Origin of the sequence: Ktedonosporobacter rubrisoli, from assembly GCF_004208415.1 — a bacterium.
Classification (GTDB): domain Bacteria; phylum Chloroflexota; class Ktedonobacteria; order Ktedonobacterales; family Ktedonobacteraceae; genus Ktedonosporobacter; species Ktedonosporobacter rubrisoli.
The window spans coordinates 2,002,705-2,026,966 of the sequence record NZ_CP035758.1 but is presented as its reverse complement, the minus strand read 5'-3'; the positions used below and the strand labels follow the sequence as shown (position 1 = coordinate 2,026,966).

General features: G+C 52.7%; 27 protein-coding genes. 8 read left to right on the top strand and 19 right to left on the bottom strand.

Annotation, left to right across the window (positions count from 1 at the left end; genetic code table 11):
• The first annotated feature begins 180 nt into the window (after nucleotides 1–180).
• Complete coding sequence (locus EPA93_RS09340; protein ID WP_129886798.1) at nucleotides 181–981, top strand: nucleotidyltransferase domain-containing protein; 801 nt, start codon at nucleotides 181–183, stop codon at nucleotides 979–981.
• 217 nt (nucleotides 982–1,198) lie between these two features.
• On the opposite strand, the gene EPA93_RS09335 is transcribed toward EPA93_RS09340, so the two are convergent.
• Nucleotides 1,199–1,804 (bottom strand): DinB family protein, encoded by a 606-nt coding sequence (locus tag EPA93_RS09335; RefSeq protein WP_129886797.1) that lies wholly within the window; start codon nucleotides 1,802–1,804, stop codon nucleotides 1,199–1,201.
• A 559-nt stretch (nucleotides 1,805–2,363) separates the two neighbouring features.
• Between EPA93_RS09335 and EPA93_RS48270 the strand changes: the two genes are divergently transcribed.
• The 3 genes from EPA93_RS48270 (at nucleotide 2,364) to EPA93_RS09325 (ending at nucleotide 4,116) form a co-directional block, all read left to right on the top strand.
• The gene (locus EPA93_RS48270) at nucleotides 2,364–2,528 is read left to right on the top strand and encodes a hypothetical protein (protein WP_165422980.1); all 165 of its coding nucleotides are present in this window, start codon (nucleotides 2,364–2,366) and stop codon (nucleotides 2,526–2,528) included.
• 142 nt (nucleotides 2,529–2,670) lie between these two features.
• The gene (locus EPA93_RS09330; protein WP_129886796.1) at nucleotides 2,671–3,516 is read left to right on the top strand and encodes a MerR family transcriptional regulator; all 846 of its coding nucleotides are present in this window, start codon (nucleotides 2,671–2,673) and stop codon (nucleotides 3,514–3,516) included.
• Nucleotides 3,517–3,606: 90 nt separating this feature from the next.
• Nucleotides 3,607–4,116 carry a pyridoxamine 5'-phosphate oxidase family protein gene (locus EPA93_RS09325; protein ID WP_129886795.1) on the top strand — a complete coding sequence of 170 codons (510 nt, stop codon included), beginning with the start codon at nucleotides 3,607–3,609 and terminating at the stop codon, nucleotides 4,114–4,116.
• A 34-nt stretch (nucleotides 4,117–4,150) separates the two neighbouring features.
• On the opposite strand, the gene EPA93_RS09320 is transcribed toward EPA93_RS09325, so the two are convergent.
• From EPA93_RS09320 to EPA93_RS09310, 3 genes are all read right to left on the bottom strand, one after another.
• Complete coding sequence (locus EPA93_RS09320) at nucleotides 4,151–5,191, bottom strand: SDR family oxidoreductase (RefSeq protein ID WP_129886794.1); 1,041 nt, start codon at nucleotides 5,189–5,191, stop codon at nucleotides 4,151–4,153.
• Nucleotides 5,192–5,379: 188 nt separating this feature from the next.
• Complete coding sequence (locus tag EPA93_RS09315; RefSeq protein ID WP_129886793.1) at nucleotides 5,380–6,810, bottom strand: dihydrolipoyl dehydrogenase family protein; 1,431 nt, start codon at nucleotides 6,808–6,810, stop codon at nucleotides 5,380–5,382.
• Between the two features lie 14 nt (nucleotides 6,811–6,824).
• On the bottom strand, nucleotides 6,825–7,397 hold the full coding sequence (locus tag EPA93_RS09310) for a hypothetical protein (RefSeq protein ID WP_129886792.1): 573 nt from the start codon (nucleotides 7,395–7,397) through the stop codon (nucleotides 6,825–6,827).
• Nucleotides 7,398–7,579: 182 nt separating this feature from the next.
• Here EPA93_RS09310 and EPA93_RS09305 point away from each other — a divergent pair, with 182 nt between their 5' ends.
• The gene (locus EPA93_RS09305) at nucleotides 7,580–8,470 is read left to right on the top strand and encodes a CDP-alcohol phosphatidyltransferase family protein (RefSeq protein ID WP_129886791.1); all 891 of its coding nucleotides are present in this window, start codon (nucleotides 7,580–7,582) and stop codon (nucleotides 8,468–8,470) included.
• A 3-nt stretch (nucleotides 8,471–8,473) separates the two neighbouring features.
• Here the strand turns inward: EPA93_RS09305 and EPA93_RS09300 are convergent, their stop codons facing one another.
• Both EPA93_RS09300 and EPA93_RS09295 read right to left on the bottom strand, forming a co-directional pair.
• Complete coding sequence (locus tag EPA93_RS09300; protein ID WP_129886790.1) at nucleotides 8,474–9,289, bottom strand: class I SAM-dependent methyltransferase; 816 nt, start codon at nucleotides 9,287–9,289, stop codon at nucleotides 8,474–8,476.
• Between the two features lie 31 nt (nucleotides 9,290–9,320).
• Nucleotides 9,321–10,883 (bottom strand): radical SAM protein, encoded by a 1,563-nt coding sequence (locus EPA93_RS09295; protein WP_129886789.1) that lies wholly within the window; start codon nucleotides 10,881–10,883, stop codon nucleotides 9,321–9,323.
• 447 nt (nucleotides 10,884–11,330) lie between these two features.
• Between EPA93_RS09295 and EPA93_RS09290 the strand changes: the two genes are divergently transcribed.
• Nucleotides 11,331–11,882 (top strand): DUF6939 family protein, encoded by a 552-nt coding sequence (locus EPA93_RS09290; RefSeq protein WP_207229487.1) that lies wholly within the window; start codon nucleotides 11,331–11,333, stop codon nucleotides 11,880–11,882.
• A 74-nt stretch (nucleotides 11,883–11,956) separates the two neighbouring features.
• On the opposite strand, the gene EPA93_RS09285 is transcribed toward EPA93_RS09290, so the two are convergent.
• From EPA93_RS09285 to EPA93_RS09265, 5 genes are all read right to left on the bottom strand, one after another.
• The gene (locus EPA93_RS09285) at nucleotides 11,957–12,559 is read right to left on the bottom strand and encodes a DUF1989 domain-containing protein (protein WP_129886787.1); all 603 of its coding nucleotides are present in this window, start codon (nucleotides 12,557–12,559) and stop codon (nucleotides 11,957–11,959) included.
• A gap of 129 nt (nucleotides 12,560–12,688) precedes the next feature.
• Nucleotides 12,689–13,888, bottom strand: coding sequence for a hypothetical protein (locus EPA93_RS09280; RefSeq protein ID WP_129886786.1), 1,200 nt, complete (start codon nucleotides 13,886–13,888; stop codon nucleotides 12,689–12,691).
• 44 nt (nucleotides 13,889–13,932) lie between these two features.
• The gene (locus EPA93_RS09275; protein WP_129886785.1) at nucleotides 13,933–14,166 is read right to left on the bottom strand and encodes a hypothetical protein; all 234 of its coding nucleotides are present in this window, start codon (nucleotides 14,164–14,166) and stop codon (nucleotides 13,933–13,935) included.
• Between the two features lie 148 nt (nucleotides 14,167–14,314).
• Nucleotides 14,315–14,683, bottom strand: coding sequence for a hypothetical protein (locus EPA93_RS09270; RefSeq protein WP_129886784.1), 369 nt, complete (start codon nucleotides 14,681–14,683; stop codon nucleotides 14,315–14,317).
• Between the two features lie 14 nt (nucleotides 14,684–14,697).
• Nucleotides 14,698–15,138 carry a hypothetical protein gene (locus EPA93_RS09265; protein ID WP_129886783.1) on the bottom strand — a complete coding sequence of 147 codons (441 nt, stop codon included), beginning with the start codon at nucleotides 15,136–15,138 and terminating at the stop codon, nucleotides 14,698–14,700.
• A 235-nt stretch (nucleotides 15,139–15,373) separates the two neighbouring features.
• Between EPA93_RS09265 and EPA93_RS09260 the strand changes: the two genes are divergently transcribed.
• Entirely contained in the window at nucleotides 15,374–16,189 is an 816-nt protein-coding gene (locus tag EPA93_RS09260) for an alpha/beta fold hydrolase (protein ID WP_129886782.1), read from the top strand.
• A gap of 152 nt (nucleotides 16,190–16,341) precedes the next feature.
• Nucleotides 16,342–17,154, top strand: coding sequence for a methyltransferase domain-containing protein (locus tag EPA93_RS09255; RefSeq protein WP_165422979.1), 813 nt, complete (start codon nucleotides 16,342–16,344; stop codon nucleotides 17,152–17,154).
• Between the two features lie 124 nt (nucleotides 17,155–17,278).
• Here EPA93_RS09255 and EPA93_RS09250 read toward each other — a convergent pair whose 3' ends face one another.
• The 8 genes from EPA93_RS09250 to EPA93_RS09215 form a co-directional block, all read right to left on the bottom strand.
• Nucleotides 17,279–17,659, bottom strand: coding sequence for a hypothetical protein (locus EPA93_RS09250; protein ID WP_129886780.1), 381 nt, complete (start codon nucleotides 17,657–17,659; stop codon nucleotides 17,279–17,281).
• Between the two features lie 68 nt (nucleotides 17,660–17,727).
• Complete coding sequence (locus EPA93_RS09245; RefSeq protein WP_129886779.1) at nucleotides 17,728–18,891, bottom strand: hypothetical protein; 1,164 nt, start codon at nucleotides 18,889–18,891, stop codon at nucleotides 17,728–17,730.
• A 402-nt stretch (nucleotides 18,892–19,293) separates the two neighbouring features.
• Nucleotides 19,294–21,336, bottom strand: a complete 2,043-nt coding sequence (locus EPA93_RS09240) for a hypothetical protein (RefSeq protein WP_129886778.1) — start codon at nucleotides 21,334–21,336, stop codon at nucleotides 19,294–19,296.
• A gap of 31 nt (nucleotides 21,337–21,367) precedes the next feature.
• On the bottom strand, nucleotides 21,368–21,745 hold the full coding sequence (locus tag EPA93_RS09235; protein ID WP_129886777.1) for a hypothetical protein: 378 nt from the start codon (nucleotides 21,743–21,745) through the stop codon (nucleotides 21,368–21,370).
• Between the two features lie 202 nt (nucleotides 21,746–21,947).
• Nucleotides 21,948–22,235, bottom strand: a complete 288-nt coding sequence (locus EPA93_RS09230; protein ID WP_129886776.1) for a hypothetical protein — start codon at nucleotides 22,233–22,235, stop codon at nucleotides 21,948–21,950.
• A complete protein-coding gene (locus EPA93_RS09225) occupies nucleotides 22,232–22,831 on the bottom strand; it encodes a hypothetical protein (RefSeq protein ID WP_129886775.1) in 600 nt (199 codons plus the stop codon). Before EPA93_RS09225 ends, EPA93_RS09230 begins: the two co-directional genes overlap by 4 nt.
• 221 nt (nucleotides 22,832–23,052) lie before the next feature.
• On the bottom strand, nucleotides 23,053–23,307 hold the full coding sequence (locus EPA93_RS09220; RefSeq protein ID WP_129886774.1) for a hypothetical protein: 255 nt from the start codon (nucleotides 23,305–23,307) through the stop codon (nucleotides 23,053–23,055).
• Nucleotides 23,308–23,378: 71 nt separating this feature from the next.
• Complete coding sequence (locus EPA93_RS09215; protein ID WP_129886773.1) at nucleotides 23,379–23,978, bottom strand: hypothetical protein; 600 nt, start codon at nucleotides 23,976–23,978, stop codon at nucleotides 23,379–23,381.
• Nucleotides 23,979–24,262: the final 284 nt, after the last annotated feature.

The following is a 24,262-nucleotide window of genomic DNA, read 5'->3' as shown; positions in this document are numbered from 1 at the left end:
TGCGCGTTGTCTATCCTTTTCTCACCTGAAACTTTTCTTCCCAAACGACATCGCATCCAAAATTACTGGATTTTGGATGCTCTGGCTGCAAAACATGTATCTCACTTATTTTGTTTCTTTTTTTACTCCAATGCCTTTTTTCTTGACAATAAACTCAGCATTTAGAAAGGCAGACAACACATGTCAAGTAATCGAGAACAGTTTACAGCCGCTCGTGATGCGTTGCTCACCAAGATCACAGCATTTCTCAAAGACGATCCGCGTTTTCTCGCTGCCTGGCTGGCGGGCAGCTTCGGACGAGGAGAACAGACCTGGGTAAGTGATTTAGATCTACATGTCGTGGTTGCAGAAGCATACAGTGAAGCTCTCTGTGCTGCACCTTGGCCTGCAGGAGGCAGGACGACGCCAGAACGCCTGGCCCTGTTTCAGCAATTTGGCACACCGGCTATTATCTATGAAGCGCATTCTAATAACCTCGTTGGCGGCACTTTTACGCATGTTGTCTATCGCGAATCGGGCCAGAATATCGATTGGATGCTCATTCCGCAGCATAAGGCGCACCAGGAGCATCAATCGCTGCTGCTCTTCGCTAAAGTAGGGATTCCAGAAGCGCCGGAGCCAGAACCACTGACCCGTGAAAAGGCAGTGCAAACCGCGTCGGACGCTGTAGGCTTCTTCTGGATGATTGCGGCAGGCGCTGCAAAGGGGGCCAAGGGGGATATGATCAACTTCCATATTTTGCTATCATGGCTGAAGGATTCCATAGATCAGGTGAAATATGCACATGAATTCAAAGTACCCCCATTCAGGCGTAATCGACTGGAAATTTGCTACACGCAAGCAGAACAGGCAACCGCACTTCGCAAGTTATGTGACGAAATGGAAACGCTCATGCCCGCCGTCGTAGCGTTTGGCGGTTATGTGCCTGCTGAGCCATGCATTGTTGTTGAAAAGCTTCTCGCACTGTTTGAAGATCAGTAATTGTAGCCGCTTCCGAATTCGATAGTTGCCTCGGGCCTGGCTACCGTCTGGCTTTAAAGAGCACAGGATCACCCGCTAAAGCCTTTGGCCCGGGCATCGGTAAAGCGTTGGGAGATCTTGCCGTCTGGATTGAGGTCTGAATCAAATCTCTATCCAGGTGGATAGAGAAGGTAGCTTCAGCACAGAGATGACCCTGTTACTGAAGCTACCAAAACTTTCACCAAATCCATCCATCTAAATCAATGGTTGGCAAGCCGTGGAGGCCGAGAGTGGTGGAGATTTCGCTGCCGTGATGGATATCATGTGCGAGCACGCCCCAGATGATCCACTGACGCGAACGTGCCGGTTTGTCCTCTCCAGCCAACCGCTCAGCATCCAACCACATCTGGGCGTATGGCTGGAGTGCAGGCTCAACCAGTTTCGCGTGACGCACACGTTCCACCTCAGAAAGAGGCGGGAAGACCTCTTGAAGATCTGCAGGGGTCAGGCGAGCAAGCGCCTCCTCGATCATCTGCCAGGTCTTCTCAAGGCCGGCAACCAGTTCTGCCGCCGGATGGCATGGGTCCACATCTGCCTCACAGACTCCCAAAGCCCATAATTCGAGGGGAGTAAGATCATCGCCTCCCTCACCCATTCGCGCGTGGAACCACCAGGCGCGATTGGCAACAATATGCGTCACGTACATGCCAAGCGACCAATGTTGCGGCGTGAGACGCAAGGCTAGCTGCTCCCCTGTAAGGGGCGCGATGGCCGCGACAAGGCGCTGATTGTAAATACCCCAACCAGCGTAGAAAGGGAGGAGTGAAAGCTTATGTTCTGTCATGAGAGGTAATCCTTGCTTTAATCTTCGAGAATGCACAATACGATCACATCAACACACGCAAGGAAACACTGGGGAGACAAGGGGAAGAAGAGAGAGCAGGCCATCGCTTGCCCTACTGCTTCGAACATGCGATGCCGCAACAAGGAAAAGATGGCATCCATCGGCCAATGGCCCAGGCTATCGAAAACATCGGCGATGCCTTCGCCGCAGTTCCAGGCCTAACACCTCTTCGCCACATGCTTCTCCTAACTCTCGCCCCATCTCGCTGCTTGTGTTCTCACTATCCAACCTCTCGCGCAGGCGAGGCCCATATGCATGTCGAGTAGGAGGCAGACGCCTCACTCAATGCAGGCGCAGAACGGCTGAGCACTCATGCCTGATGAGAGACACGTGAGTGATGAAAGCAAGATCGGGAATGTCTGTTTCGCTGGTTAAACAGGAAACAGAATGGAGTTAGCAGCACACTGGCATAGATGTCAAAACCTCCCAAATACGAGTGAATACTTCCTCCATTATATAGGGAGAGAAATGGTTCTGTCAAAGGAGGTTGAGCAAGCTGATGAACCCAATTTGGGCCGCGCGAGATCGATTCTATCCTTTTTCTCGTTCCAATTGGCAAAAGCCAGGAAAGTGGATCGCCTACAGCATAGCGGCCGTCCTGCTGCTTATAACGGTCATTATGACAACTTTCGCCAACTACCTGGCCAGACACTCCATGGCTTAGGAGGCCAGAAGGTAAAAACTTCTTATGAACAGCTCAAAATAGGCCTTAACGTGCCTTCTTTCCCTTGACTCTCCCAGCGCTGGGAGAGTGTATCATAGAGAAGAAGATAATCACTTTGCTGGGACCTTGAGAGGATTTCTAGATGTTTAAGATTGGCGACTTTGCCAAATCTGGCAAAGTTTCAGTGAAGCTGCTACGGCGCTATGATCAGATTGGTCTTCTTCCGCCTGCTTATACAGATAAGCACACAGGCTATCGCTATTACACAGCTGAGCAACTCATACGCCTCAGGCGCATTCAGGCCTTCAGAGAACTTGGCTTTACCCTGGAACAAATTACAGACTTGCTCAAGGCGGATATATCGCCAACGCAAACGCGGGATCTGTTCAGGCAAAAGCAAGCTGAAATCCAACAGCTTGTAGAGACCCAGCAAGCGCGGCTATCTCGCCTTGAAGCGCGCTTGCAGCAGATCGAACGAGAAGGAACACTGTCTCCATATGAGGTGATGCTCAAGCATATTGCGCCTTATGCCATCGCCTCCATCCGTGAAGTGATTGCCCCTGCTCAGCTCTCAGATATCTTTGGAGAGCTCGATGAATACCTGAGCTATTATGGCATTGAGCTATCTCAGCCCCATAGCGTTCTCTGGCACGGCACACGCTCCCAACAGGGAAGAATGGATATAGAGGTGAGTTGTGTTCTGACCCGCCCATTGCCGGATAGCCAGCGGATAGCGGTCAGAACGCTGCCGGAAGTGCCAATCATGGCCTGTGTAATGCATATGTGCAGGCCTGGAAACCCCTGCGATGCATGTAGTGCCATCGACGATTGGAGCGAGGAGCATGGCTTTTGTTTTGCAGAAAGCTCGATAGCTCGCGAGGTCTATCTGCCACAGGAAGGAGGCGACAATCCTTTCGCCTTGACCGAAATGCAGATTCCCGTCATGAGAAGATCTACAACAGATGCCCTCTTGATGCTTCATGGCTAAAATAGCCTGACAAGCTTGAGTTGAGCAGCCAGAAACACTTTACAAGCAAGCTTATTAAGCTTGTTTTCCAATGAAAGCGAGGATCTTAACATGCATGAAACCGAGGCCGATTGGCAGAAGCTTCAGAACTTGCTGGATCGCAGTATTGAGCAGGTCAGGCCATATTTACGCGAATCCTTTCAAATGCCAGCCCACTCTCTTTCTGCGCGCCAGATCACCCATCTGTGGCGCGCGCTACAAAATATTGCCCTGGCAACCGTCACGAGCAAAGGGGAACCGCGCAACGCCCCGATCGGAGCCTTGCTGTTTCATGGACAATGGTATATTCCGACCGTAGCCGCCGCCGTGCGCACCCGACAATTGTTGCGCCGTCCCGCAATGAGCTTTACCCATTACCAGGGTGATGATCTGGCCATTATCGTACATGGTAGCGCCCGCGTTTTAGCGCCCGATCAGCCTGCTTTTGCCGAAGTTGAAGCTTTCCAGCAAGAGCAAACTGGCTCAAGTGTGCGCGAATGGGGCGAGGGCGTGTTTCTCCAGACTATTCCCCAGCAAATTTACACTTTTGTACGCTACCCCGAGCGCTTTCCTGAGAGCTAAGGGCTTGAGGTCAATATATATGCTGGGCGCAGCCTTAGCGCTGGTGCCAGGCCTGCAGTAACTCGCTCTCTTGTGCGATTGACATTCCGGCCTTGCGTTGCTCGTCAGGTGAGCGCTGCTGCTCCCAGGCCAGGGTAGCACCTACTGTCTGGGCCAGAGGGCGGAAAGTAAGGCCGGCGGCTAGAGCTTTCTGGATGTCGGCGTCAAGGAAGCCGCGCAAGCTCTCATCAGATTCAGGGAGCCACAAGGGCAGTTGGGACCACGGCACAACTCCCTTTTCAAGGAGAAAAGCCTCGTCGACCCAGGTAAAAGTTGCCGTCGCTCCACTCACGCTCTTGCATGTCTCAAGAAATTGCTGCATGGTAAGAGGGGCATCAAGGCCGGTAGCATTATAAACGCCAGCATGTCCCGCCTCGATCATGCGGATAGTCCACTCGGCGAGATCGCGCACATCAATCAACTGGATAGGGCGATCCGGTCGACCTGGAGCCAGGACTTCTCCACCTCGGGCCACGCGCTGCACCCAATAGTTAAAGCGATCCGAGTAGTCGTGGGGACCCACAATGAGGCCGGGACGAATAGCGAGCACGCGGCCAGGCATGAGCTCTTCGGCCGTCTGCTCGCAGAGCGCCTTCAACGGGCCATACATTTCGCCATAGGTGAGAGCGATAGTTCCCGTCGTGGGCGGCCTTAACTGCTCGGCCTCCCGCGCCTGCTCGGGAGAGATTTGTCCCAGCGGGGACGACTCTTTCAGCCCGGCTGTGCTAAAGTCAGCATAGACCGAAATACTGGAGATAAAGACGTAGCGCTTGATATTCTCGGCCAACGTTTGTGCTACGGCCTTCACATGTCGTGGCACATAGCCATTCGTATCGATTACAGCATCGAAGCGACGCCCGGCTAGAGCCGTTAGCCCCTCATTGCGATCACCTTGCACATGCTCGACCTTTGTTGTAGAGAAAGGCGTCTCATGCACTCCACGATGGAAGATCGTCACCTCATGCCCTTGGCCGAGCGCCGCCTCAACCAGATAGCGACCAAGGAAAACTGTTCCCCCGAGAATAAGTAGCTTCATTCAGAATATCTCCCCTCTTTAAAGCCCAAACACCGCATAGTGTACTGGCAAAGGAATGAGTCAATTGCCAAAAGCGCGCACTCACTCCGACTGATGAATTGGCAAAAGCTACCACGAAGCATAACAGCTCAGCGCCTGTTAAGGAAGAGAAAAGCTATGCTCACAGCATAGATGATATTTTCTCGCTATTACTTTAGGAGGCGGAGCATGGTACTGACGATGCGACGATTAGTATGGCCCTGCCTTCCTGAAAGCTGGGCCTCAAAAACTGCCTGCTGCAAACCCGTAGTCAGGGTTGGATAGGGATGAATGGTAGCCAGCATGTCAGAGATCGTTAGATGGTGTTGCATGGCCAAAGCTATCTCACCAAGCAACTCGCCAGCATGGGTACCGACCATATGTGCTCCCACAATTTCCTCCTTCTTGCCTGCCAGCACGAGTTGAATAAAACCGGTTGTGGCGCCCTCGGTCTGCGCACGGTCGATATCAGCCCAGGGGAGAGTAACGGCGCGCACCTGTCGATGCTGCTGTTGCGCCTCCTCATAGGTCAGGCCAACCCGCGCCGCCTCTGGATCTGTAAACGTACACCAGGGGAGGACGCGATAATCTACCTTCTTCTTGCTCACAGGCAACAGCGCATTGCGCACGGCCACACCCGCCTGATACGCGGCAACATGCGTAAAAAGATAACCACCAATCACATCGCCGAGGGCAAAGATGTTCTTTCTGGTGGTCTGAAGATAGCTGTTCACCTGAATGCCCTGCGCTGTGCAGGCTATGCCGAGCTTGTCCAACCCGAGTCCATCCACATTTGGTTGACGACCCACGGCAAGAAGCAGTTCATCAGCCTCAAATGCGATAAATTGGTCGCCCCGTTTCACGATCAGGCGCTTCTTTGCTCCCGACCGCTCAACATTCTGGGCACGTGCCTTTGTGACCACGGTCACGCCCTCAGACTCAAGCACATCAGTAATTGCCGCGGAGACAGCGGGATCTTCGCGCGGCAAAATTCGTTCCGGCCCCTGGATGATGGTAATCCTGACCCCTAAGCGCGCCAGGGCCTGTCCAAGCTCGACACCGATAGGGCCGCCACCGACAATGAGCAGCGATGCTGGTAAACGCGTTAATTGAAAGACATCCTCGTTCGTCAGGTAGCCCAAATCGGCCAAGCCCGCTATCTGTGGAATGACAGGATGCGATCCTGTGACAATAATTGTCGAACGGCTAGTGATGCGTTCAGAATCAAGCAGCAGGGCCGTGGGAGATTGAAAAGAAACACTTCCAAATTTAACAGTCACATCATCTGTATATATATGCTCTGCCTCATAGACCCGTTTGATCACGCCTTGAATGTAGGTGTTGATATGTGCCATGTCCACATCTATTCCATGCGTGGTTAAACCCAGACGGGCAGCATTGTTCGCCTGGTGAACGATCTGAGCAACATGGATAAGGCTTTTACTGGGAACACAGCCTGTATACAAACAATCTCCGCCCAGGCGCTCTTTGTCAATCAGCAAGACCCGCGCTCCCAGCGAGGCCGCAACACGGGCCGCTGTCAACCCACCTGATCCGCCGCCCAGAATGGTAAGATCATAATCATAATTCGTTTGAGACATATGTTATTACCATCCTATTTGTTCATTACCGCAAGGGTTTGCAGTATGCCTCCCACGATAGCAAACAGAGCGATAAACCATACCCATTTGCCACCATGACGTTGGCGGGCCTCGGCTGCGCTGACAGTCTTAAACCAGCGACCAGTAGCAGGACGACTCAAGCGCCAGAGCACCAGAGGTGCAAAGATGACAAGGATAACTTCCGTGACGAGCGGCCAGAAGTGACCCGTTATAAGGCTTTGGTAGAGGCCGGGCAACGAAGCGAGGCCGCCCAGCGTAAGCAGTGCGGTTACAGCGATCTGTATCCAACGGGCCCAGTTGTGACCACTGCGCAGCATCTCGCCAAAGAACAGACAAAGCCCTGCCAAAAGCCAGGCAATGATGAAGTACAGCACCACGGTAAGAGTTGAATTGAGAGCAGCAATTTTTGGCTGGCTGGCTGGGTTGAGAACAGTGATAATTGGTGTCAAGAATATTTGTACGGCCAGGCCCCAATCAATGGCCACTGCCACACCAATGCCCCCGGGTGCTAACTGTTCTTTCGGGGCAGCGTCATTCCCTTTGGTTTCCTCTATTCCTTCTTGCATGTTACTTTTCCTTCTCTGGCAATACTCTTCAAAAAGAAGTTCTAAACAGGTATAATTATGGCCGGTTGGAATGGGGGTGAAATGTTAGTGAATCAGCTGCTTCATTATAGCTTTTGACTCCCTATCTTATCGCAGCCCCATCTTATTGTAAAAGCATAACGATAGCGAAAGCGGTACCTGGCATGCAATCGAGCTCGCAAGAGACATTCGCTGTTGAGCTATTAACAGAGCTGCGTAACGATCATTTCAGTCTACGCGCCTGGTACAGGTTCTTTCAGCGCTCCTGGATGCAAACTATGCAAACAGTTCATAGCAACCCTTCATTGCACAATTCGTGGAGACAATTTACCCTGACCATTGCGTTATTGGCTCTACTTGCTCTGATTGGGAATGGCCTGTTGCTGGGAATAAGCGATACGCTCTACCTCCTGCCAGGATTTGCCTTTTGCGTTGTGTGGCAGCAGTGCGATTTGTACTGGCATCTCGGTCTAAACCGATCAGTGCATAGTGGAGCGCTACTACCGCGCGTCGGCTTAGCCAATGAACTTACCTGGATACGCGGATTGTGTGCTTCATACTTGCTTGGAAGGCTTTTCGCTGGCCTGCCCACACCCTCAACCGTGGCTCTAGCTATCTTTCTCTGTGGCATAGTTACTGATATTCTTGACGGATTGATCGCCAGGAACACGGGAACGCAGAGCAGGCTAGGACAGCTCGCCGATGCTGAAACTGATTTTTGTCTATATCTCTCCTTAACCATCATTTTGCTCCGCAACGGCGTATTACCTCTGCCGTTTGGATTGGTCATGCTCTTTCGTTTCATAGTTCCCTTTGTAGCGGTTTTATTAAGCTATCTGGCCTTTGCGCGCCCGGTACGCTTTAGTTCGACCGTATGGGGCAAATATGCAGGGCTGGCTCAATGCCTTTCTTTTCTGGTGTTACTGGCACCTGCGCCATTTGCCTCGCTCGCCCATCTTCTGAGCCTTCCTATTTTGAGCATAACCACTTGTTTACTGATCATCGCCCCTATCGCACAGATCACGCATATAGATTTTCTGCATGGCAAAGGATGAGGTTTATGTTGCCTTATGCGCGCTCATTACGATATAGCCGAACCGACCCATCTGAATAGCTGTAAGGGCAGCCCTGGCAAGCGATTTTGCTTGTGTAAAGTCAAGCGAGGCGGGAAGGTCGAGCTTCTTGAGCCGCACGAGTAGTTCTGCACCAAGCAACTTGCCACGGATCTGTTGTACCATCTCATACAGTGCTTCATTGTGCTCTTCGATGAGATCGACGGCTAATCCTGCCTGCGTTAGATAACTGGTGTAGTTATCCACAGGTTGAGCGTCAGCAAGGCAAGCAATCCACGCCAGAAAGCTCTGCAACTCTTCTGGCACATCTCCTAAGCGGGTGAGATCGCTCAATCCAACACGTCCACCTGATTTCAAGACCCGCCACATTTCTGAAGCTGCAGTTGATTTATCTGTAAATGTACAAAAGGCACATTCGCAGATTACAACATCAAACGTTTCAGCGGCGACTGGCAGGCGCTCGGCATCACCTTGTTGAAAGGTGACAAGATGGGCCACTCCGGCCTCTGCCGCAGCCTCTGTCGCCCTCTGGACCGCTTGAGCGCCATATTCAATTCCCTGTACCTGGCAGCCAAAGCGTTGTGCAAGGGCAATCGCACTCTTGCCCTGCCCTGAGGCAATATCAAGCATCCGCTGCCCCTGGGCCAGTTGCAGCAGCGTGCCAAGATGTTCGGTGAGTTGAATACCACCAGGATGGAACGAGTCGCCGAGTAGAAATCGTACGATGTCGCTTTGATACAGAGTTGAGCAGCATGTCTTGACTTCTACTGAATCAGGAGATGGCTCATATGCTGAGTTCATCAGTTCCTCCCTATTAATAGATAGGGCAAAGCTATTTTTGCGCAAATGAAAAAGTTAATGGTTCAGGCGTAAAAGGGAGACTTGCCCGTCTGGCCTGATTGCGTTGCCTCTCACGGGCCTGCAGCTGTGTACGAGCCTGTTCGCGGTATCCCACATTGTTGTAAGCACAAAATGGAATTTGCTTGCCATCAGGCAATAAGATCTCCTTACAGCATTTCATCAAGTTCTTCTGGTTAAATGTCCAGGGGTCCATGAAATCCTGCAGCATGATCATAAAGATATTTTTCGCAAAGGCTGCAAGATCGAGTCCATCGGGTAGTTCGCAAGCAGCACAGGAAAGGGCAAATTGCTGTGCCGCCTTGTCGGAGCCCGGGACAACAGATGAGGACCAGAGCCCCTCCAGGGCACTTTTGATATCTTCCGAAAGATCAGGTGCGGCACGATTCGTGATGTAATCAAGGTAATCGTCAACGTTGAGGACGCGCGTTAAAGGTAGAACAGTATCGCCATCGTTGAGGACATAGGTGACCGAGTTACAGGTGGGAAAGCAGCAGGGAACCGGAACAAAATCCGAAACCAGCAGCATTCCCCCGGTCTGCTCTTCCAGCGCTTTGAGAATGTCGGGAATGGTCAAGCGCTGCATGGGATCACTTTTTCCGTGGCGGCCAGATTGGAAGGCCGGCTGAAAGCTAATGCCACGAACCGCCGGATGCTGCATTGCAAAAGTAGTAATCGCCCCTACCTCGTGAAGATTGACAAAGCGATCAACTGCCGGCACCAGTACCACGTTCGCGCCAATTTCCGCCAGGCGGTCTAAGGCCCTAAGTTTGAGCGTCAGGATATCCGGTTCACCGCGTAAGATGCGATAGGTTTCAGAGGAAAAGCCGTCAAATTGAAAGTAGACTGAGGGATGCAATTCGACTAATTGCTGCAAGAAATCGTCATCGGTAGCGATTCGCTTTCCGTTCGTGTTCAGCATAACATGTCTGATATTCCGCTTTTTCGCGGCTTTCATCATTTCAATGATTTGGGGATGGATGGTTGGTTCCCCACCGGAGAACTGAACCACTTCAGGATTGCCTTCAGTTTCTACCAGATGATCGAGAATCCCTTCGACTTCTTCAAGGGTCAGATTAAAGCCCGCACCAGCATTGGCAAAGCAAAGCGGACAATTCATGTTACAGGCACTATTCACCTCAATGATACCCAGACAGGCATGTTGTTGATGCTCGGGACACAGGCCGCAATCATGAGGGCAGCCGTGCTCAATTTGAGTGGAATAGGCAAGCGGTATCGTGCCAGGTTTGTTGAAGCGAGCAGCAGAGGTATAAGCCTGAGCATCGCCATAGACCAGGCCCTCAAACTGCCCATGCTCAGGGCAGCGCTTGCGCATATACACTTTATTATCGCGTAAGAGAATGTGCCCATCAATGACGCGACGACACTCAGGGCAAATGCTGCGCGTTAATTCAAAAAAGACATAATCGGCATCTTGCTTCAGACGGGATGTAGGGAAGGGAGTGGTATCCGATATAGGTGGAATCGTCTTGGACGAAGAGTTAGCAGAATTAGATAGATCAGGTTGGTTCTCCATTAGGACGCCTCCTTGATTGCAAATCGCGTGAGATGATTTTCTTTGGAGTCCATCTACCGGGTTTTGTCCTGAACTCAGGTGAAAGATCACCTCTATTGTAGCATACATCCTACGTCCTCCATCCCTGACCGGCACACGAGCGATAGCCTGCCTGGCGATAGTAAAACATAGCGATGACCTATCTATTACATAACTAAGCTGTGAGCATAGCTTTTAGGGTTGTTTTGAGTAAATTTATGCTTTTAGCATAGAGCGAAATAGCCAGCCGCACAAGATGGATAAGGAAGAGATCAGGTATGCTATAATCTAGCTCCAGACTTGCTAAATGCAATAAGCCAAACAAAGCTATTTCTCACACAGAGTAGCATTTTTGCTGAGCAGTCTTACGCTCTTCGCAGTTATCTTCGATCTAACCTTACAAAGGGGCATGTAGGAGGATAAACGCTGGTGATTATCATTTACAATCGGCGCGCATCCCTGGAAAAAATTCGGCAGCAACATCCGCAGGCCGCGATCATTGATGTAACCTCGCGCGGCTCCCAACCCTGGCTGCGCTTCAGCCCCTTCTATCCACACGGCAATATTCCCGTCCCCTTCTCGCCTGGCTATCTCAGCGCTAGCGTCGAGGGCATCTGGCAGGGACTCAAGGTCTTTGAGCGGGCCGATATCGATCAGCGCAAATTTGCCATCACCACTATGAAAAATCTCAAGCGCTCCGTCCGCACATATGGAAAAGTTCTGGGCCATCGCCAGGGCGTGACCGGAACGCAATTGCTTCCCTACCTGCAAGCGCGCCACCTGATCTATCTGCCCACCTATCAATGGGTACTTGAGCACTGTCTGCAAGATCTGCTCAGCGAGCTGAAGCAACTAGAAAAGGAAAAGACTATCATCTTCCTTGATTACGAAACCAATTGCGACATCAATGCCGCAAACCGACCCCTCTCGCACGCCGGGCTCATCAAGCTCTATCTTGAGGATAACTGGCCCCGGCTATAAAGCTCCATATGATCTTCCGGCCTAGCAGAGGTTAGTAATTGTCACAATCCCGATTTCACTGCTCCTTGCTACATTCAGCTTGTTTCTCCAGAAATCTCCACGTCAATAGGCTTACAGGTGCCATTGTTACACGCTTCGGTTGAACAGGCTGAGACACCCACAACCAGGTCCATTTCTGCTCGCAGCCGCACAATGCTCCCTGGTTGCGAGAGTGGAGGAGCAATCTTGATCTGTCCACTGGGAAGAACTGATGCATTCATAAAGAGGTTGAATGGGGTTGGAAGCCTGTCTCCAGTGATGCCAAAGGGGCCAAGGCTCTTTTCTAAATTTTCAAAGCAACTGGGATGATATCCCTGGATTCCGTCGAGAATCCAAAAAGATTCCGGGCTACAGGCGGCAAAGAGAAAATCATGCTTGCCGACTGTATCTTCCACAATGGTAAACATAGGGCTACTCCGATTCGAGTACAGCACATGTCCTGTTGTCAAATAAATAGTTTCGCTATAATCAATACTGCGCCCTGATGATAACCACTCGGTCGTGTTGACCGCGCCAAAAGCCACAAGATCGGCTACCTGCTCTCCTTGTGGATCAATGATCGTAAGAAACTGCCCTTGCTGCAAACGGAAACCAACGCCTGTCTGCGCTTCCACGTGATAGCGTGCAATAATGGCCACTACTCATGTCCTTTCTCTCGCGCTCGAATAGTGTTGTGAGCACAAGAGATAGTTTACCGAATGTTCTTTCGACCTGGCAATGATTTTGTGGAAGAATCCATGAGCACGAGCGCAAGTTGATGCCACGGCTTAAAAATAGCCTTCATTGTCATACAGGCGGCGCGGCCTGATAATGTGCGCTTCGGCGCTGGGAGCGGACCAATCCTTGACCGCCTCACCGCAAAGCGCTACGCTCATGAGAAAATCATCGTGGCCTTCTTCGGATGGCACATACATATCAAGCAAATTTTGTGCCGGCACGCGATAGCGCGCCAGCTTGAGTTGTTTCCAGCACTCCTCATAAATGCTTGCAGGCGCTTCGTCAGGCTGATAGAGCTTGAGCCGGCTAGAGTTGATAAGGCTCAGGAGCTGATAGGTCAGATGGCTCTTCGAGGGACGGGTAAACTGGAAGGCAAGCACGCGCTGTTCGCCCAGCCTGGCTGTGAGCAGCGAAGCCATCATATCTCCCAGGCCACTGCGATCTATGACCAGCTTGCGCAATTCCCAGCGCTGCACAAGCGCGACAAGTTGTGCGTACTGTTCCTGGTAGGGCATGCCCGTCCAACAGAGCTGATGCACAATCTCGATTTTCGGCAGGCCCAGCTCATTATAGGTCACCTTGCCAAGCGTAATCACCGTACTATCACGCTTCCTGTTGAGCTGCGCTGAGCGTCCTTGGCTCGCACGCTCCTCACCACCAAGATCAACGCCGGCCACATAGAGCCCCTCCCCATCTTCGCTGGGCTCCTCTTCCCAGGTGTGGGAACCGCGCAACATATAGCGCTGCATCTCGTTGAGCAGAAAGCCAGCTCCACTTATCGGCAAGAGACGATACTGCGTCCTAATCGTCATATGATCTTCGCCCAGCCGCCCGATCTCGCCCTCAACGAATCGCTTGTAATGCTCGTTACGGCTCGCCAGCGTCCTCCAATCGTACTCAAAGTGGCGCTGGATTCCATCCTGTTCCTGCAATTCCTGATTGTGGGCCTTCATCATGGCCAGCAAGGTATCGTCGCTCCAGGCCGTGCCATAGAGCACAGTGGTCGCATTGGTTGTTGAGGCCATCGGTCTGAGGTCTCTATCGTATTTCTCAATGGCCACATCCTGGGCCTCATCGATCTCCAGCAACAGACTGGCTGTGGCCCCAACAATATTGCTCTCCGGGCCAGCGCTAAAGAACATGACGCGAGGGCCGACCAGAGCTGAGCGTTGTTCGGGTGAGGGCGCTAAGCCGACGATATAGCCATAGCTCTTGAAGATGCGCTCGCGGGTCAATGGGCCTTCGAGCATAGAGAGCAGGCGCAACTTGCTGTTGACAATTTGCGGCTTAAACGTTACGTGGGAGCCGCTTTAATGATACTCCCGCTCTCCATGCACATGAGCAGATAGGTCTCGATGATAGCGCTCAACTCATTTTTGCCCATTTGACGAGCGAGCATGACGCTAAAGGTCAGGCCTTTTCCTCTGAGTACTGAGTCGATCACAGCTTCAGCTATCTCGATCTGGTATGGATAAAGCTGTTTATTGAGCACGATCCTGGCAAAAGCTTCGCTGGATAAACGTTTCATGTCCCCTTATACCTCTCTCGCGTAGTTAAGATGAATCTCGCCTGCTCGCCCTTCTGGCCTAACATCGCTGCCTCAATCCTCGTCAAGCTCTTCCAGCAGAACAGCGCATCCAATCGTCTCTCTTCTTTGGCGACTGCCTTGACTTCGCTCATAACCTTTCAGTGATTTCCTGCTGGTTTTGCAAGATGAGCAGCATTTTTTCTTCGACAGCCTCCAGGCGAGCAAGCTGCTGCGCGTTTTGCTGGCTGATCTTCCTGGTTTCGCGCATCACAAGCGCATCGCGCCTGGTCTGGGCATACATACTTATGCCGACCACCGACTCGATGACCAGGGCCATATAGGATGCACCCAAATTCCACCAGTTCAAGGCGATCGGATTGTTGGTTGTCCACACGATGACCGTCAGCAGGGTAATCAGGCCTAAGAAGGCCCAACGTCTTATCATGCTCTGAATGAGCCAGCTGAGATACTCCCCGGCAGAAAGTTGATCTCCCGTCACCGGATCGCGACGCTTCATCGCTGCCACCTCCTCTATGCTTCCACCAGTTCAATGGCCACCTGGTACGAAGCGGCCAGGCTGCTGCCTGTTGCCAGCGCTACGACCTGACTGTGTAGATCAAGGATCTGCTCCGAATACTGGTCGAAGTGGACCGCGACAGCGGTAGCGTTGATGGGATCGCTATAGAGAATGGTGCTGCCAGTGCTGTTGAGATAGCTTGTGCGCAGAGCATCGCGATACTGCTGGCCCGTGAGACCAGTCAGCGTACCGTCGTACCTGAGCAGATCATTGAGGCAGAGGATAACCATGCTCCATACCCGCTTGCCCGGACCCAGATCGACGTAGGCTTCGCCACCATCGGCGCGGATGGTAGCTTTGCGTATGCGCAGCTGACGCATGAGATAACTGCCGGGCTTGATAAGATACCCTTGATTGTCCAGTACAATTTCGGCATCGTAACCAATAGTGGCCATACATTCTTTCCTCTCCACATAGCCATAAAGTTGGCTTCCATTTTTCGCTTCCCCAAAAGAATATACTGGTAGGCAGGCTGTATTGAGCCTACAATCCGGGCAGGCTCTACTCGCGATAATTAAAGTACCGCCAGCGGTAAAAGAGAAACCCCAAAGCCATGCATACAACCCATATGAAGAATATAGAGCCGGGGATGAGCTGCCCTTTCCCAACTCAAACTAAAGGAGTACTATTTTGACAACTACAGCGCACAATCAGGCCGGGAAATATGCCGCAGTAAACGGAATAGAACTATACTATGAGATCCATGGCACCGGTACACCCCTGGTCATGCTACATGGCGGCTTTGGAACTTTTGACATGTTTGCCGCCCTATCTCCCACGCTTGCTCAGAACCATCAGATCATTGGCGTCGACCTTTACGGGCATGGCCGCACAGCCCTCACCGATCGTCAATTCAGCATTGAAGATATGGCTGACGATATTGCCGAACTCATCAAGTATCTCGGGCTCGAAAAAGCCGATCTGCTTGGCTACTCTCTGGGAGGTAAAGTAGCGCTACAGACAGCTATTCGTCATCCCGAACGCATTAACAGGCTGATCCTCATCTCTACCCCCTTTAAACGGACCGGTTGGTATCCCGAAATTCAAGCCGGTATGGCCGCGATGGCTCCTGAATTCTTTGCTGGCACGCCTATGCAAGAGGCCTATATGAGCATTGCGCCAAAGCCAGAAGACTTTACACGTTTTGTGACTGCCATGAAGGAAACCATGAGCCGTGACTACGATTGGACTGAGCAGATTCCCACCTTGAAGCCGCCTACGCTGCTTGTCGCCGGCGATGCTGACTCCTTCTCGCCTATACATGTTGCCGAGTTTTTCCAGCTCCTGGGTGGTGGCAAGCAAGACGCTGGCTGGAACGGTGAGCATATGATTGCTTCTCGGCTCGCTATCTTGCCTGGCGCGACCCATTACAATATCATTTTCCGCCCTGATCTTCTCCTGCCCGTTCTTTCGCTCTTCCTTGATGACAAGGAGAGCAAGCACTAAGGCACTTCGTTATATAATACTTGGAAGAGGTGCGTACGCGAATTGGACAAAAAAGGACGGATATCCGGTGTATCCAATGGGCAAGTTAGAGCAGATTTGTAAACGGAACTATGCTAGACTGTACCCCTTCATGTTTTATCAAGAGGAGTGCGATGAACAAGTATAACGATAATATGGCGCGTTTTGACACGGTAGATCAGGCAGCTCATCCCGATTTCTTTACACGCTTTCTTGATAAATCACTCTCCCTGCGAGACATAGGCATCTATAAGCAGATGATGATTGATCTGCTCGCAATCAAGGAAGGTGCGGCACTGCTTGATGTTGGCTGCGGCACGGGACAGGATGCGCTCTCCCTGGCAGAATTGGTAGGGCCTGGGGGACGCGTAGTAGGAATAGATGCAAGCGAGACCATGATACAGGAGGCGCGTACGCGGGCCGCAGAGGCACATTTGCCAGTCGAGTACCTTTCAGGCAATGCCTACCAACTTCCCTTCGCGGAGAAGACCTTTGATGGTTGCCAGTCAGCGCGCGTCTTCGAGCATTTGAGTGAGCCAGGTCGGGCGCTGGCTGAGATGATTAGAGTAGCACGACCAGGTGCGCGGATCGTGGTAGCAGATGCCGATTTGGACCTGCTGATGGTCGATATTCCAGACCGCACGCTGGCCCGCAAGTTGATCCACCTGGTCTGTGACAACGTACGGCAGGGATGGATGGGGCGCCAGTTGCCACGGCTTTTTCGTGAAGCCGGGCTGCGCAATATCGTTATCATTGGCAGCGTCCTTCCATCAGACTTTGCCTTTTTTAAGATGATCTTTGATGGCATTCTGCAACACTCTTTGGCGGCAGGTGCAATTTCGGCAGAGGAGCTGGCACGCTTCTGGAGCTACCTGGAGGAGGCCGAACGCGAGCAACGCTTCTTTGGCGGGGTGGGCGGATTTATCGTGAGCGGCCAAAAACCCTGAGTTGTGAACCTACCGTCAGGAATAGATGTCCCCGAAGCCAGATGCCTATTGCCAGCTTTTCCTGGCCAGGTTCCAGGAATTCACAAAAAAACTGCCTGGGAACCTGAAGCTTAGCGCCTGCTTATCACGTGAACTGGGCAGGCGCAGCGAGAAGCTTGCCAGAACGGGGGCGGAGCGCCTCTTGGATATGGGCAGTCGTGCTCTTACCATTCTGGTCACTTTTGATATTAACCATATCCCCATTGATGCTCAGCTCGATGCCGCAGTTGTTAAGCGCAGCAACAATCGTGGCCACAATATGCTTAAGGCGCCCGTTCTCGGCCTGTAAATCAGTTAAGCGCAGCCTTACAGTAGCCAGTTCAGCTTGTAATGCGTTGATCGCGCGTTCCTGCACCTCATTAGCAGCCTTCAGTGAGCCATGGCGCAAGGCAAATAGCCCACCAACAATACCGAAAATCATGAGGAGCATATTGATAATGCTAAGGGCATTAGAGAGTGTAACCATTATCTGAGCATTCCTTCCTACCTGTTCAACCTTGCTACATAAACGATTGTAATGCGTTCCCAACTCAGCTATAAGCGGGGCCAGTACCGAGGCTCGTCGCCCCAACGAGTTCTAGCACTCGCGCAATAATCGCGCTGTTGCTTGATCTCTTCCAGGCGTTCAATGAAGCGATCCATACGCGCCCTGGTAGCAGCCAGCCAGGATGCGGGAATGTTCGTATCATCGATGCGGTCTCTGAGCCCACCATCCTGAAAATCAAAATTGTCATTGGTGGGAACCTGATAGGCCTCCATGGCATAAGCGCAGGCTCCCAACACGATGATATCGCGATGGACCTCGGGAATCGTACTACCTGTCGTATCGAGCTGATGTTTGCTGGCATAGAACACACGCAGGATCAAGGTATTGTCCTTGGGAAGATCGGCATTGTTGAGCATGAGGGTAAAGCTGGGATTGGTGACAGCCTGGTTCACGCCGACCGCGCCCATGGTCCCCTGATTGCCTCCAGCAGCCAGCGCAGCTGTGCTATCAAAGATGTTGGAATACTCGGAAAAATTGCGCTCGATGGGTGGATAGTACATCACGCCGCTGGTATTGAGCGTCGGCGGCTGTGGCTGATTGATTAACGCACTATCGGGCACGCTATCTATATAACTGCTGGTGGTATTGTCCGAAATGGTGGCCAGCAGATACAGGGTTGAGCCATTGACCAGCGAGCGATAGAGGTTACGCCCGATCACCGTGTTAGTGGCAATGCCAGGCGTGTTTGGCTGGGCTGGCCCTTGCGCAATGCTGCTCAAGGCAATCTGCTGACTACCCGAGCTTGTGCTCACGCTCGTAGCGGGTCCGAGCGTCGTTTCGCCTCCCTGTGAGAGAAAGGTCACGGCATACTGATAGCTCCCAACGCTCAGGCCGCTGCCAGCCTGTTTGGCTGCTATTGCACTGAACCCCGGTGGGGTGAAGTAGGAGCCGTAGATCTGCAAAGGATAAATGACGCGCTCAATCCACCAGGCGGGATAGTTCGGGTTCCAGGATTGCGGATAGGGATAGGTGCGCTGAAAAGGCTCAGCCGGCATATCCACATACAGAATATTGGGATAGTAGGCGCTATAATGATCGACGGCTTTATCAATGGCCCGATCAATATCTGTGGTCTGCCAGCGCATATTCGGGCCGCCCAGGGGATCAAAGAGATCCTGGCGTACCATCGTTTCAACGTCGCTGAGTTGCATGCTACTTCCTCCACATACTTGCCCCACTTGCTTGTCTAAACGCTAGAAAGAGATTTTTGAGCCTAATGATATGAGATGGAGAGGCGCAATATTGAGAGGGGTGTGATTGGTGCGATTTCAACGACTCTCACGAAGCTGAAGCTTCTCTCGCCGGCCATTATGCCGTGTGGATGAGACGTAGTTGTACATCCGTCATGCGCCTCTTACTTCCAAACTGTACCATTTTTTCGGCAAGCTCACAATATCGCTTCAATAGCAAACCATGTCGTAATATCACGTTTTCTCATCTTTATCCAAACAAGCGCTCAGCAAAGCAGGCCAACTTTAGCACTTAAGATCAGCCCACATGCCATGATCCCTCCTTATATATGGGGTTGGAAGGCGTTTTTTGGCCTGGTAGCTTTAGACGCCTTCCAGGTCCAGAGTGTGCGCGAACTCGGCCTGTTCAGCATTGTATAGCACAGTACTGCGCACAATGCGACAGTTCGAGCTCTGGCCGCTGCCCTGGGGCGCATTGTAGTCGCTGAGGGTGATGACATCGAGCAATTGCAAAGCGGGATTGGCCGGCACGCTGACCTGGTGCGCAGTCTGGGCACGCTGCTCTTGAGCGAGCAGGAAGCCGGCTTTGAGCTGGCACTGCGCCGTTGTAGTCAGCTTGGGATCGATATGATGGATGAGCCGCTCCAAACCGACAAGGTGAGCATTGACATCATCATAGGCCTCACCCGTTGTCAACGCCCCCACCTGGCCGCCGGTTGGTGGCTTGCCAGTCACAATGATATGGTTGCCGCGCAGATCATCGCTGCCAAAGCTCACCAGCTCCACCTCGGGCTGATAGCTCCACACGCTTCCATCGCTGGCCGACAGCTCGCGGAATTGCAAGGTCTCGCTCTGATCCAAGAAGTATTCAAGGGCATAGGTGCTGCACAACTCATCAAGGGCGCGGCGATAGCTCTGGTTGGAGAGCAAGACAAAACTGGGCACCTGCTGGCTCATCTGTGTGGTAGCGGGCAGCGAAAGCAGGAAGAAGCCAGCCCGCGCACAGATCTCGGTGATGAGCCAGGCGACGGTTTGATTGCTATAGCTGCTCTGGAAACGGTTCAACAGATCAAGATTGCGCGAGCGATCGTAGGCGACGAGCCTGAGCTGATTCTCGTGCGGGCTGCGCTCAAAAATGATCTGGTTGATATGATAGGTTCCCACCTGCACCGTCTCGGGCGTGCTGGGAGGCGAGCCGGTTTTGTAGCCCTCGCTGAGCACAACGAAGGTGTTGAGCCCGATTGGTTGATAATTGCTGGCGCTGCTCACCAGGGCAGAGAGCGCGCCCTGGTTATTGTCGAGCACCAGTTCTAGCCGGGCCGGATGGCCCAGCTGCTCCAGGCGTTGATACGAGAGGACGCGCCCAGAGACGTCAACGAACTGCTGGGCGTTGCTCTGGCTAAAATTTGGCGACTGCATGACACTGGGCATACTGACAATGTAGGCAGCAGTATTGGTACTGCTCTGCAGCTCGACGGCGCTATACAAGGTGGTCACATCGTGGAGAATGAAGCCACTTGACCAGTGCTGCAGATCGCGGCTCTGGCGCACGCGCGGATAGCTATAGACGGAGCCGGTGAGCAGGCCGCTATCTACCTCGGAAACGATCAGATTGTAGAGCCCAGTTGTGCTATCGAAGCTCAAACGGGGCGAGATGCGCCCGATCGCCGTACTGGTGGCCGGAGCAATTGGCGGCAACTGCGTCCAGGTGGTATTTGAGGGCTGATAGGTGGCCTCGTAGAGGGTATAGCCATCGGAATAGATGAGCCAGTAGAGCGTGCCATCCCACCACACATCCAACCCGGAGCCACTGGCAATCGTGGCAAGGGTCCAGCTGCGCAGACTTGACCAGCTGCCACCCGAGAAGAAGGAACAGCCAATGGCCTCGCCGCCGGAGACATCATAGAGAAAGAAGACATCGTTATTGCCTGCGCTGGCGATCCCTTTGATCAGCGCACCTGCCGGCGGCGTAAGCACCGTAACAGGGCTATTCCAGCTTGCCGCATTGGTCGTACTGCTCCAGGCGCGCAAAGCATTCGTGCTTCCATTCTGGGCAAAGGCCCATAAGGTCCCACCATTGTTGGAGACGGCACAGCCTCCGTCCTGAAACATGGTGCCGCTACCATTATTGAGCGTCGTCCAACTTGCCCACTGGCTGGCCTGGGCTGGCGTCGTCACGCGCTGAAACTGGAAGTTCTGCGTGAAGGCATTGCCGCCACGCGAGAGGCGAACGCGCACGATACTCCCATCGCTAGCAAGGCAGGCGCCGTGCCAGCCATCCTGAGTGTTAGGGGATTGATAGAGCGCGAAGTGTTGGAGCTGGTCTTGTAGAGTAACGGCGACTACTGGCACCCGTGCGTTGGCACTTATAGCCGCCGTTAAAGCAGAGGTCAGATTTCGAACCATAGGGGTTTTGTTCTCTCTACGAACGCGTTCCCTAATGCTCAGCTTCCGGTATACGTACCATTTCGTGCAAACTTCTCCGGAAGTTGAATAGGCTGAAAGGTTTCATGATGCAGCGGACAGAAGGGAACAGCACATTGACTCTGCAAATGGCCGCTTTATCCGTGGATAGAGCGATAAGCTGTAAAGTTGGATTCAAGCTTAAAGCTTGCCGAATAATCTCGATCTCCCGATATTTTCCATAATACTCGGGCAAGACATCGACAACCGCAACTTCTGGCTGAGTCAGCTGTACTATATCTAGAAAGCTCTTCCCATCAGCAGATAGAAAGACGCAATTTCCCTCAAGCTCTAGCGCCGTCTCGATCATGACCTGCACTGCATATTCTGTATCCCACACTGCAATCCGCATACGGCATCGCTCCTTTTCTGGGACATCAACTACCCACTACTCACTATAGCAGATAGAAATTGGCAAGGCCATGTCATCTTTATAGCAACTATATAGCATGTCCTCGGCAACTACGCATGAGATCTTGCAAGTAGTACAGCATTATTAGCATATCACCAGTGAAGCGTTTCGCTTTGACAAAGGCGTAGATTTCTTGTTCTATTCATTCTACCTCTTCTTCTCCTCGCATCTGGCGCATAAGCGCGGCAAGCAGGCTTTCTGCCTCCTGTGGGCTCTCAGCAGCTGTACAAGAGTTGTAGAGAGTAAGGATGCGAGTTTGCTGCCCCATCAACTTAATAGCGATGTTCAGGCGCTGCAAATTGCTCAACTGCTCAATATCTACTTCAGCCAGTAATTCATGCATAATGTTTTCGATAAGTTCAGCCTGGCGAGTAATCCGGTCGAGCGCTGTAGCTCGGGTAGGCTCCGCATGGCCCTTTGAGGCGTTCATAGGAGATATCCTTGTGTATAGAGGCTGACTGTACAGGCAGCAACATTGGCCTTGATATCGACCTGGCCATGGCTATCAAGCTGGAGGAGGCCGCTGCCGTTCAAGAAAGCGTTAGCGGCAGGCAAGTTGCCTATGGCAGCGTAATTGCCTATGGCGCCGCTAGCGTGTGGGGCCAGCTGAATATAGGCTCCACTGCTCGAACTGGTAAAGTTGGCACTGAAAAGTACACCCAGGGCGCCGGCTGGTATACCCGATGAGCCACCGGTGAGCGTGAAGGTGCTGGTTGCATTGGCAGCGATGTTGGCATTGGCAACTTGCTGGTAGCCAGCGACAAAGACCAGGCGGCCCGGCGCTGGCGTGGGCACACCAGTGCCGCCATTGGGATAGACGGCGATCACCACGGCATCCGCCGGATTATGCTCATCGAAGAAGAGGACGGCACACAACGCGCCGGCCTGAGCGCTGGTCCCATCGAGATGTGTGGCCACCGGCACATTCTGCAGCAAGGTATTTGTAGCTTCCAGGATCAGCACCGAAGCCGTATAGCTGGCATTGCTAAAGCTGGCAAGAATGCCACGCTTGAGACGCTGGGTCATCCTTTTTCTCCTCCCCTACAAACTCTCTAAAGCCAGGCACAATACGCGTGCCAGTTCCTCTCAGGCTTGAAGTAAACACTGTTGTGCAGCATTTCGCTCTCTCTCCAGGAAACAGGCACGCCTTGCCTCTATTTTTTTCAATGATCGGGGTAAGTGATATCACTTACCTCACCCAACCAAAGCGGCTTATGCATCGCTGCTCATCTGACCGGGCGTGGCGATCAGATCGGCGCTGGTATAGGTATGCAAGCTCGCCCCGTATAACTGGTGTTCAAGACAGTATTGAGCGCCGCCGCAACCTGGTTCATCGAACTGCTACCCGAAGTTGTGATAGGTATCCAGGTTCCCGACTGGGGCAAAACGCCATCAGCCGTCTGCTGGAACACAGCCATTGTGCGCGGATTCCAATAGGAACCAATAGGGGCATTCTGTCCGCCGTTATAGCGACCAAAAGCCAATTCTGCCGCATCAAGCATTGCTCAAGCCTCTCTTTCTCTCCCTATCAACCTTTCCATCAGTTCTTCTCTCTGCCAGAGACAACCAGGTATTAGTAATAGCTCACCGTGATACCTGGATTGCTGGCGTTGCCGGCGACGGTGATGCCGTTGATCGCTGGCAACTGGAAATCAAAGACCGCACCAACCGCCGGATTGGCCGGCAAGATCCCAATGATGGTGCCGGTATGGCCGGAGGCGTTATCATAGATGATCAGCAAGGCCGTGCCCGCCGCCGTTACCAGAACCCGGCACAGCCGACCCGCCGCAGCCTTGACCACGGTATCGGTGGCCATGCCGGCGGCTATGGCTATGGTCGCACGGCCCCCATTCGAGACGTCGGCCACGCCAAACTTGCCCTGCTGGCGATCATGGTTGGTCCCGTTCCACAGGTAGCTGGAGGCGGACCCGATGCCAACGTTAATGCCGTCGCCGGCGCTGGGCGCGTCGCGCATACGATTCCAGCCTGTGCCATTCCACAGCAACACCCCTGCACCCATCACCTGGCCCGAGGGCAGATTATCGCTGCCTGGCGCACCTCCGCCAGTGACTTTGAGATTGCCGGAGGCATCCAATTGTAAGGCCTGACCTTGCTGGGAGGGCAAGAGCCCACCAACCAGGCCAGAGCCATCGTTATTGAGAAAGCCGCTCATGGCTATATCCCTCGGTAGAGGCCGCGAAAATCCACGGCGCACCCGCCATACTCGTGTCGTATTTTATACACATTTGTTACTCACCCTCTTGGGCGGGGCTGGTCATTTCTGCCAGCCTCCTTACATTTCTGCAAGGGTCGGACTATACCTTGACCTGAGCACTCAGGCCCTCCGTACCTAGTCTCTGAACCTTCACCCTGTGGCTCTACCCTGTAGGTGCTCGGCTGCTGATTGCCCTTACCTGCCCCTTTTCAAACCTTCACGCTTGCTCTTTCAGGCTACGT

Coding starts and splice junctions, on each gene's coding strand:
- EPA93_RS09305 (WP_129886791.1), top strand. CDS start 7,580: ATGCAATCGAGCTCGCAAGAGACATTCGCTGTTGAGCTATTAACAGAG.
- EPA93_RS09295 (WP_129886789.1), bottom strand. CDS start 10,883: ATGGAGAACCAACCTGATCTATCTAATTCTGCTAACTCTTCGTCCAAG.
- EPA93_RS09325 (WP_129886795.1), top strand. CDS start 3,607: ATGCATGAAACCGAGGCCGATTGGCAGAAGCTTCAGAACTTGCTGGAT.
- EPA93_RS09335 (WP_129886797.1), bottom strand. CDS start 1,804: ATGACAGAACATAAGCTTTCACTCCTCCCTTTCTACGCTGGTTGGGGT.
- EPA93_RS09310 (WP_129886792.1), bottom strand. CDS start 7,397: ATGCAAGAAGGAATAGAGGAAACCAAAGGGAATGACGCTGCCCCGAAA.
- EPA93_RS09270 (WP_129886784.1), bottom strand. CDS start 14,683: ATGAAGCGTCGCGATCCGGTGACGGGAGATCAACTTTCTGCCGGGGAG.
- EPA93_RS09275 (WP_129886785.1), bottom strand. CDS start 14,166: ATGAAACGTTTATCCAGCGAAGCTTTTGCCAGGATCGTGCTCAATAAA.
- EPA93_RS09230 (WP_129886776.1), bottom strand. CDS start 22,235: ATGAACGCCTCAAAGGGCCATGCGGAGCCTACCCGAGCTACAGCGCTC.
- EPA93_RS09235 (WP_129886777.1), bottom strand. CDS start 21,745: ATGCGGATTGCAGTGTGGGATACAGAATATGCAGTGCAGGTCATGATC.
- EPA93_RS09245 (WP_129886779.1), bottom strand. CDS start 18,891: ATGCAACTCAGCGACGTTGAAACGATGGTACGCCAGGATCTCTTTGAT.
- EPA93_RS09225 (WP_129886775.1), bottom strand. CDS start 22,831: ATGACCCAGCGTCTCAAGCGTGGCATTCTTGCCAGCTTTAGCAATGCC.
- EPA93_RS09320 (WP_129886794.1), bottom strand. CDS start 5,191: ATGAAGCTACTTATTCTCGGGGGAACAGTTTTCCTTGGTCGCTATCTG.
- EPA93_RS09330 (WP_129886796.1), top strand. CDS start 2,671: ATGTTTAAGATTGGCGACTTTGCCAAATCTGGCAAAGTTTCAGTGAAG.
- EPA93_RS09280 (WP_129886786.1), bottom strand. CDS start 13,888: ATGCTCGAAGGCCCATTGACCCGCGAGCGCATCTTCAAGAGCTATGGC.
- EPA93_RS09255 (WP_165422979.1), top strand. CDS start 16,342: ATGAACAAGTATAACGATAATATGGCGCGTTTTGACACGGTAGATCAG.
- EPA93_RS09300 (WP_129886790.1), bottom strand. CDS start 9,289: ATGAACTCAGCATATGAGCCATCTCCTGATTCAGTAGAAGTCAAGACA.
- EPA93_RS09220 (WP_129886774.1), bottom strand. CDS start 23,307: ATGCTTGATGCGGCAGAATTGGCTTTTGGTCGCTATAACGGCGGACAG.
- EPA93_RS09215 (WP_129886773.1), bottom strand. CDS start 23,978: ATGAGCGGCTTTCTCAATAACGATGGCTCTGGCCTGGTTGGTGGGCTC.
- EPA93_RS09240 (WP_129886778.1), bottom strand. CDS start 21,336: ATGGTTCGAAATCTGACCTCTGCTTTAACGGCGGCTATAAGTGCCAAC.
- EPA93_RS09265 (WP_129886783.1), bottom strand. CDS start 15,138: ATGGCCACTATTGGTTACGATGCCGAAATTGTACTGGACAATCAAGGG.
- EPA93_RS48270 (WP_165422980.1), top strand. CDS start 2,364: ATGAACCCAATTTGGGCCGCGCGAGATCGATTCTATCCTTTTTCTCGT.
- EPA93_RS09340 (WP_129886798.1), top strand. CDS start 181: ATGTCAAGTAATCGAGAACAGTTTACAGCCGCTCGTGATGCGTTGCTC.
- EPA93_RS09315 (WP_129886793.1), bottom strand. CDS start 6,810: ATGTCTCAAACGAATTATGATTATGATCTTACCATTCTGGGCGGCGGA.
- EPA93_RS09250 (WP_129886780.1), bottom strand. CDS start 17,659: ATGGTTACACTCTCTAATGCCCTTAGCATTATCAATATGCTCCTCATG.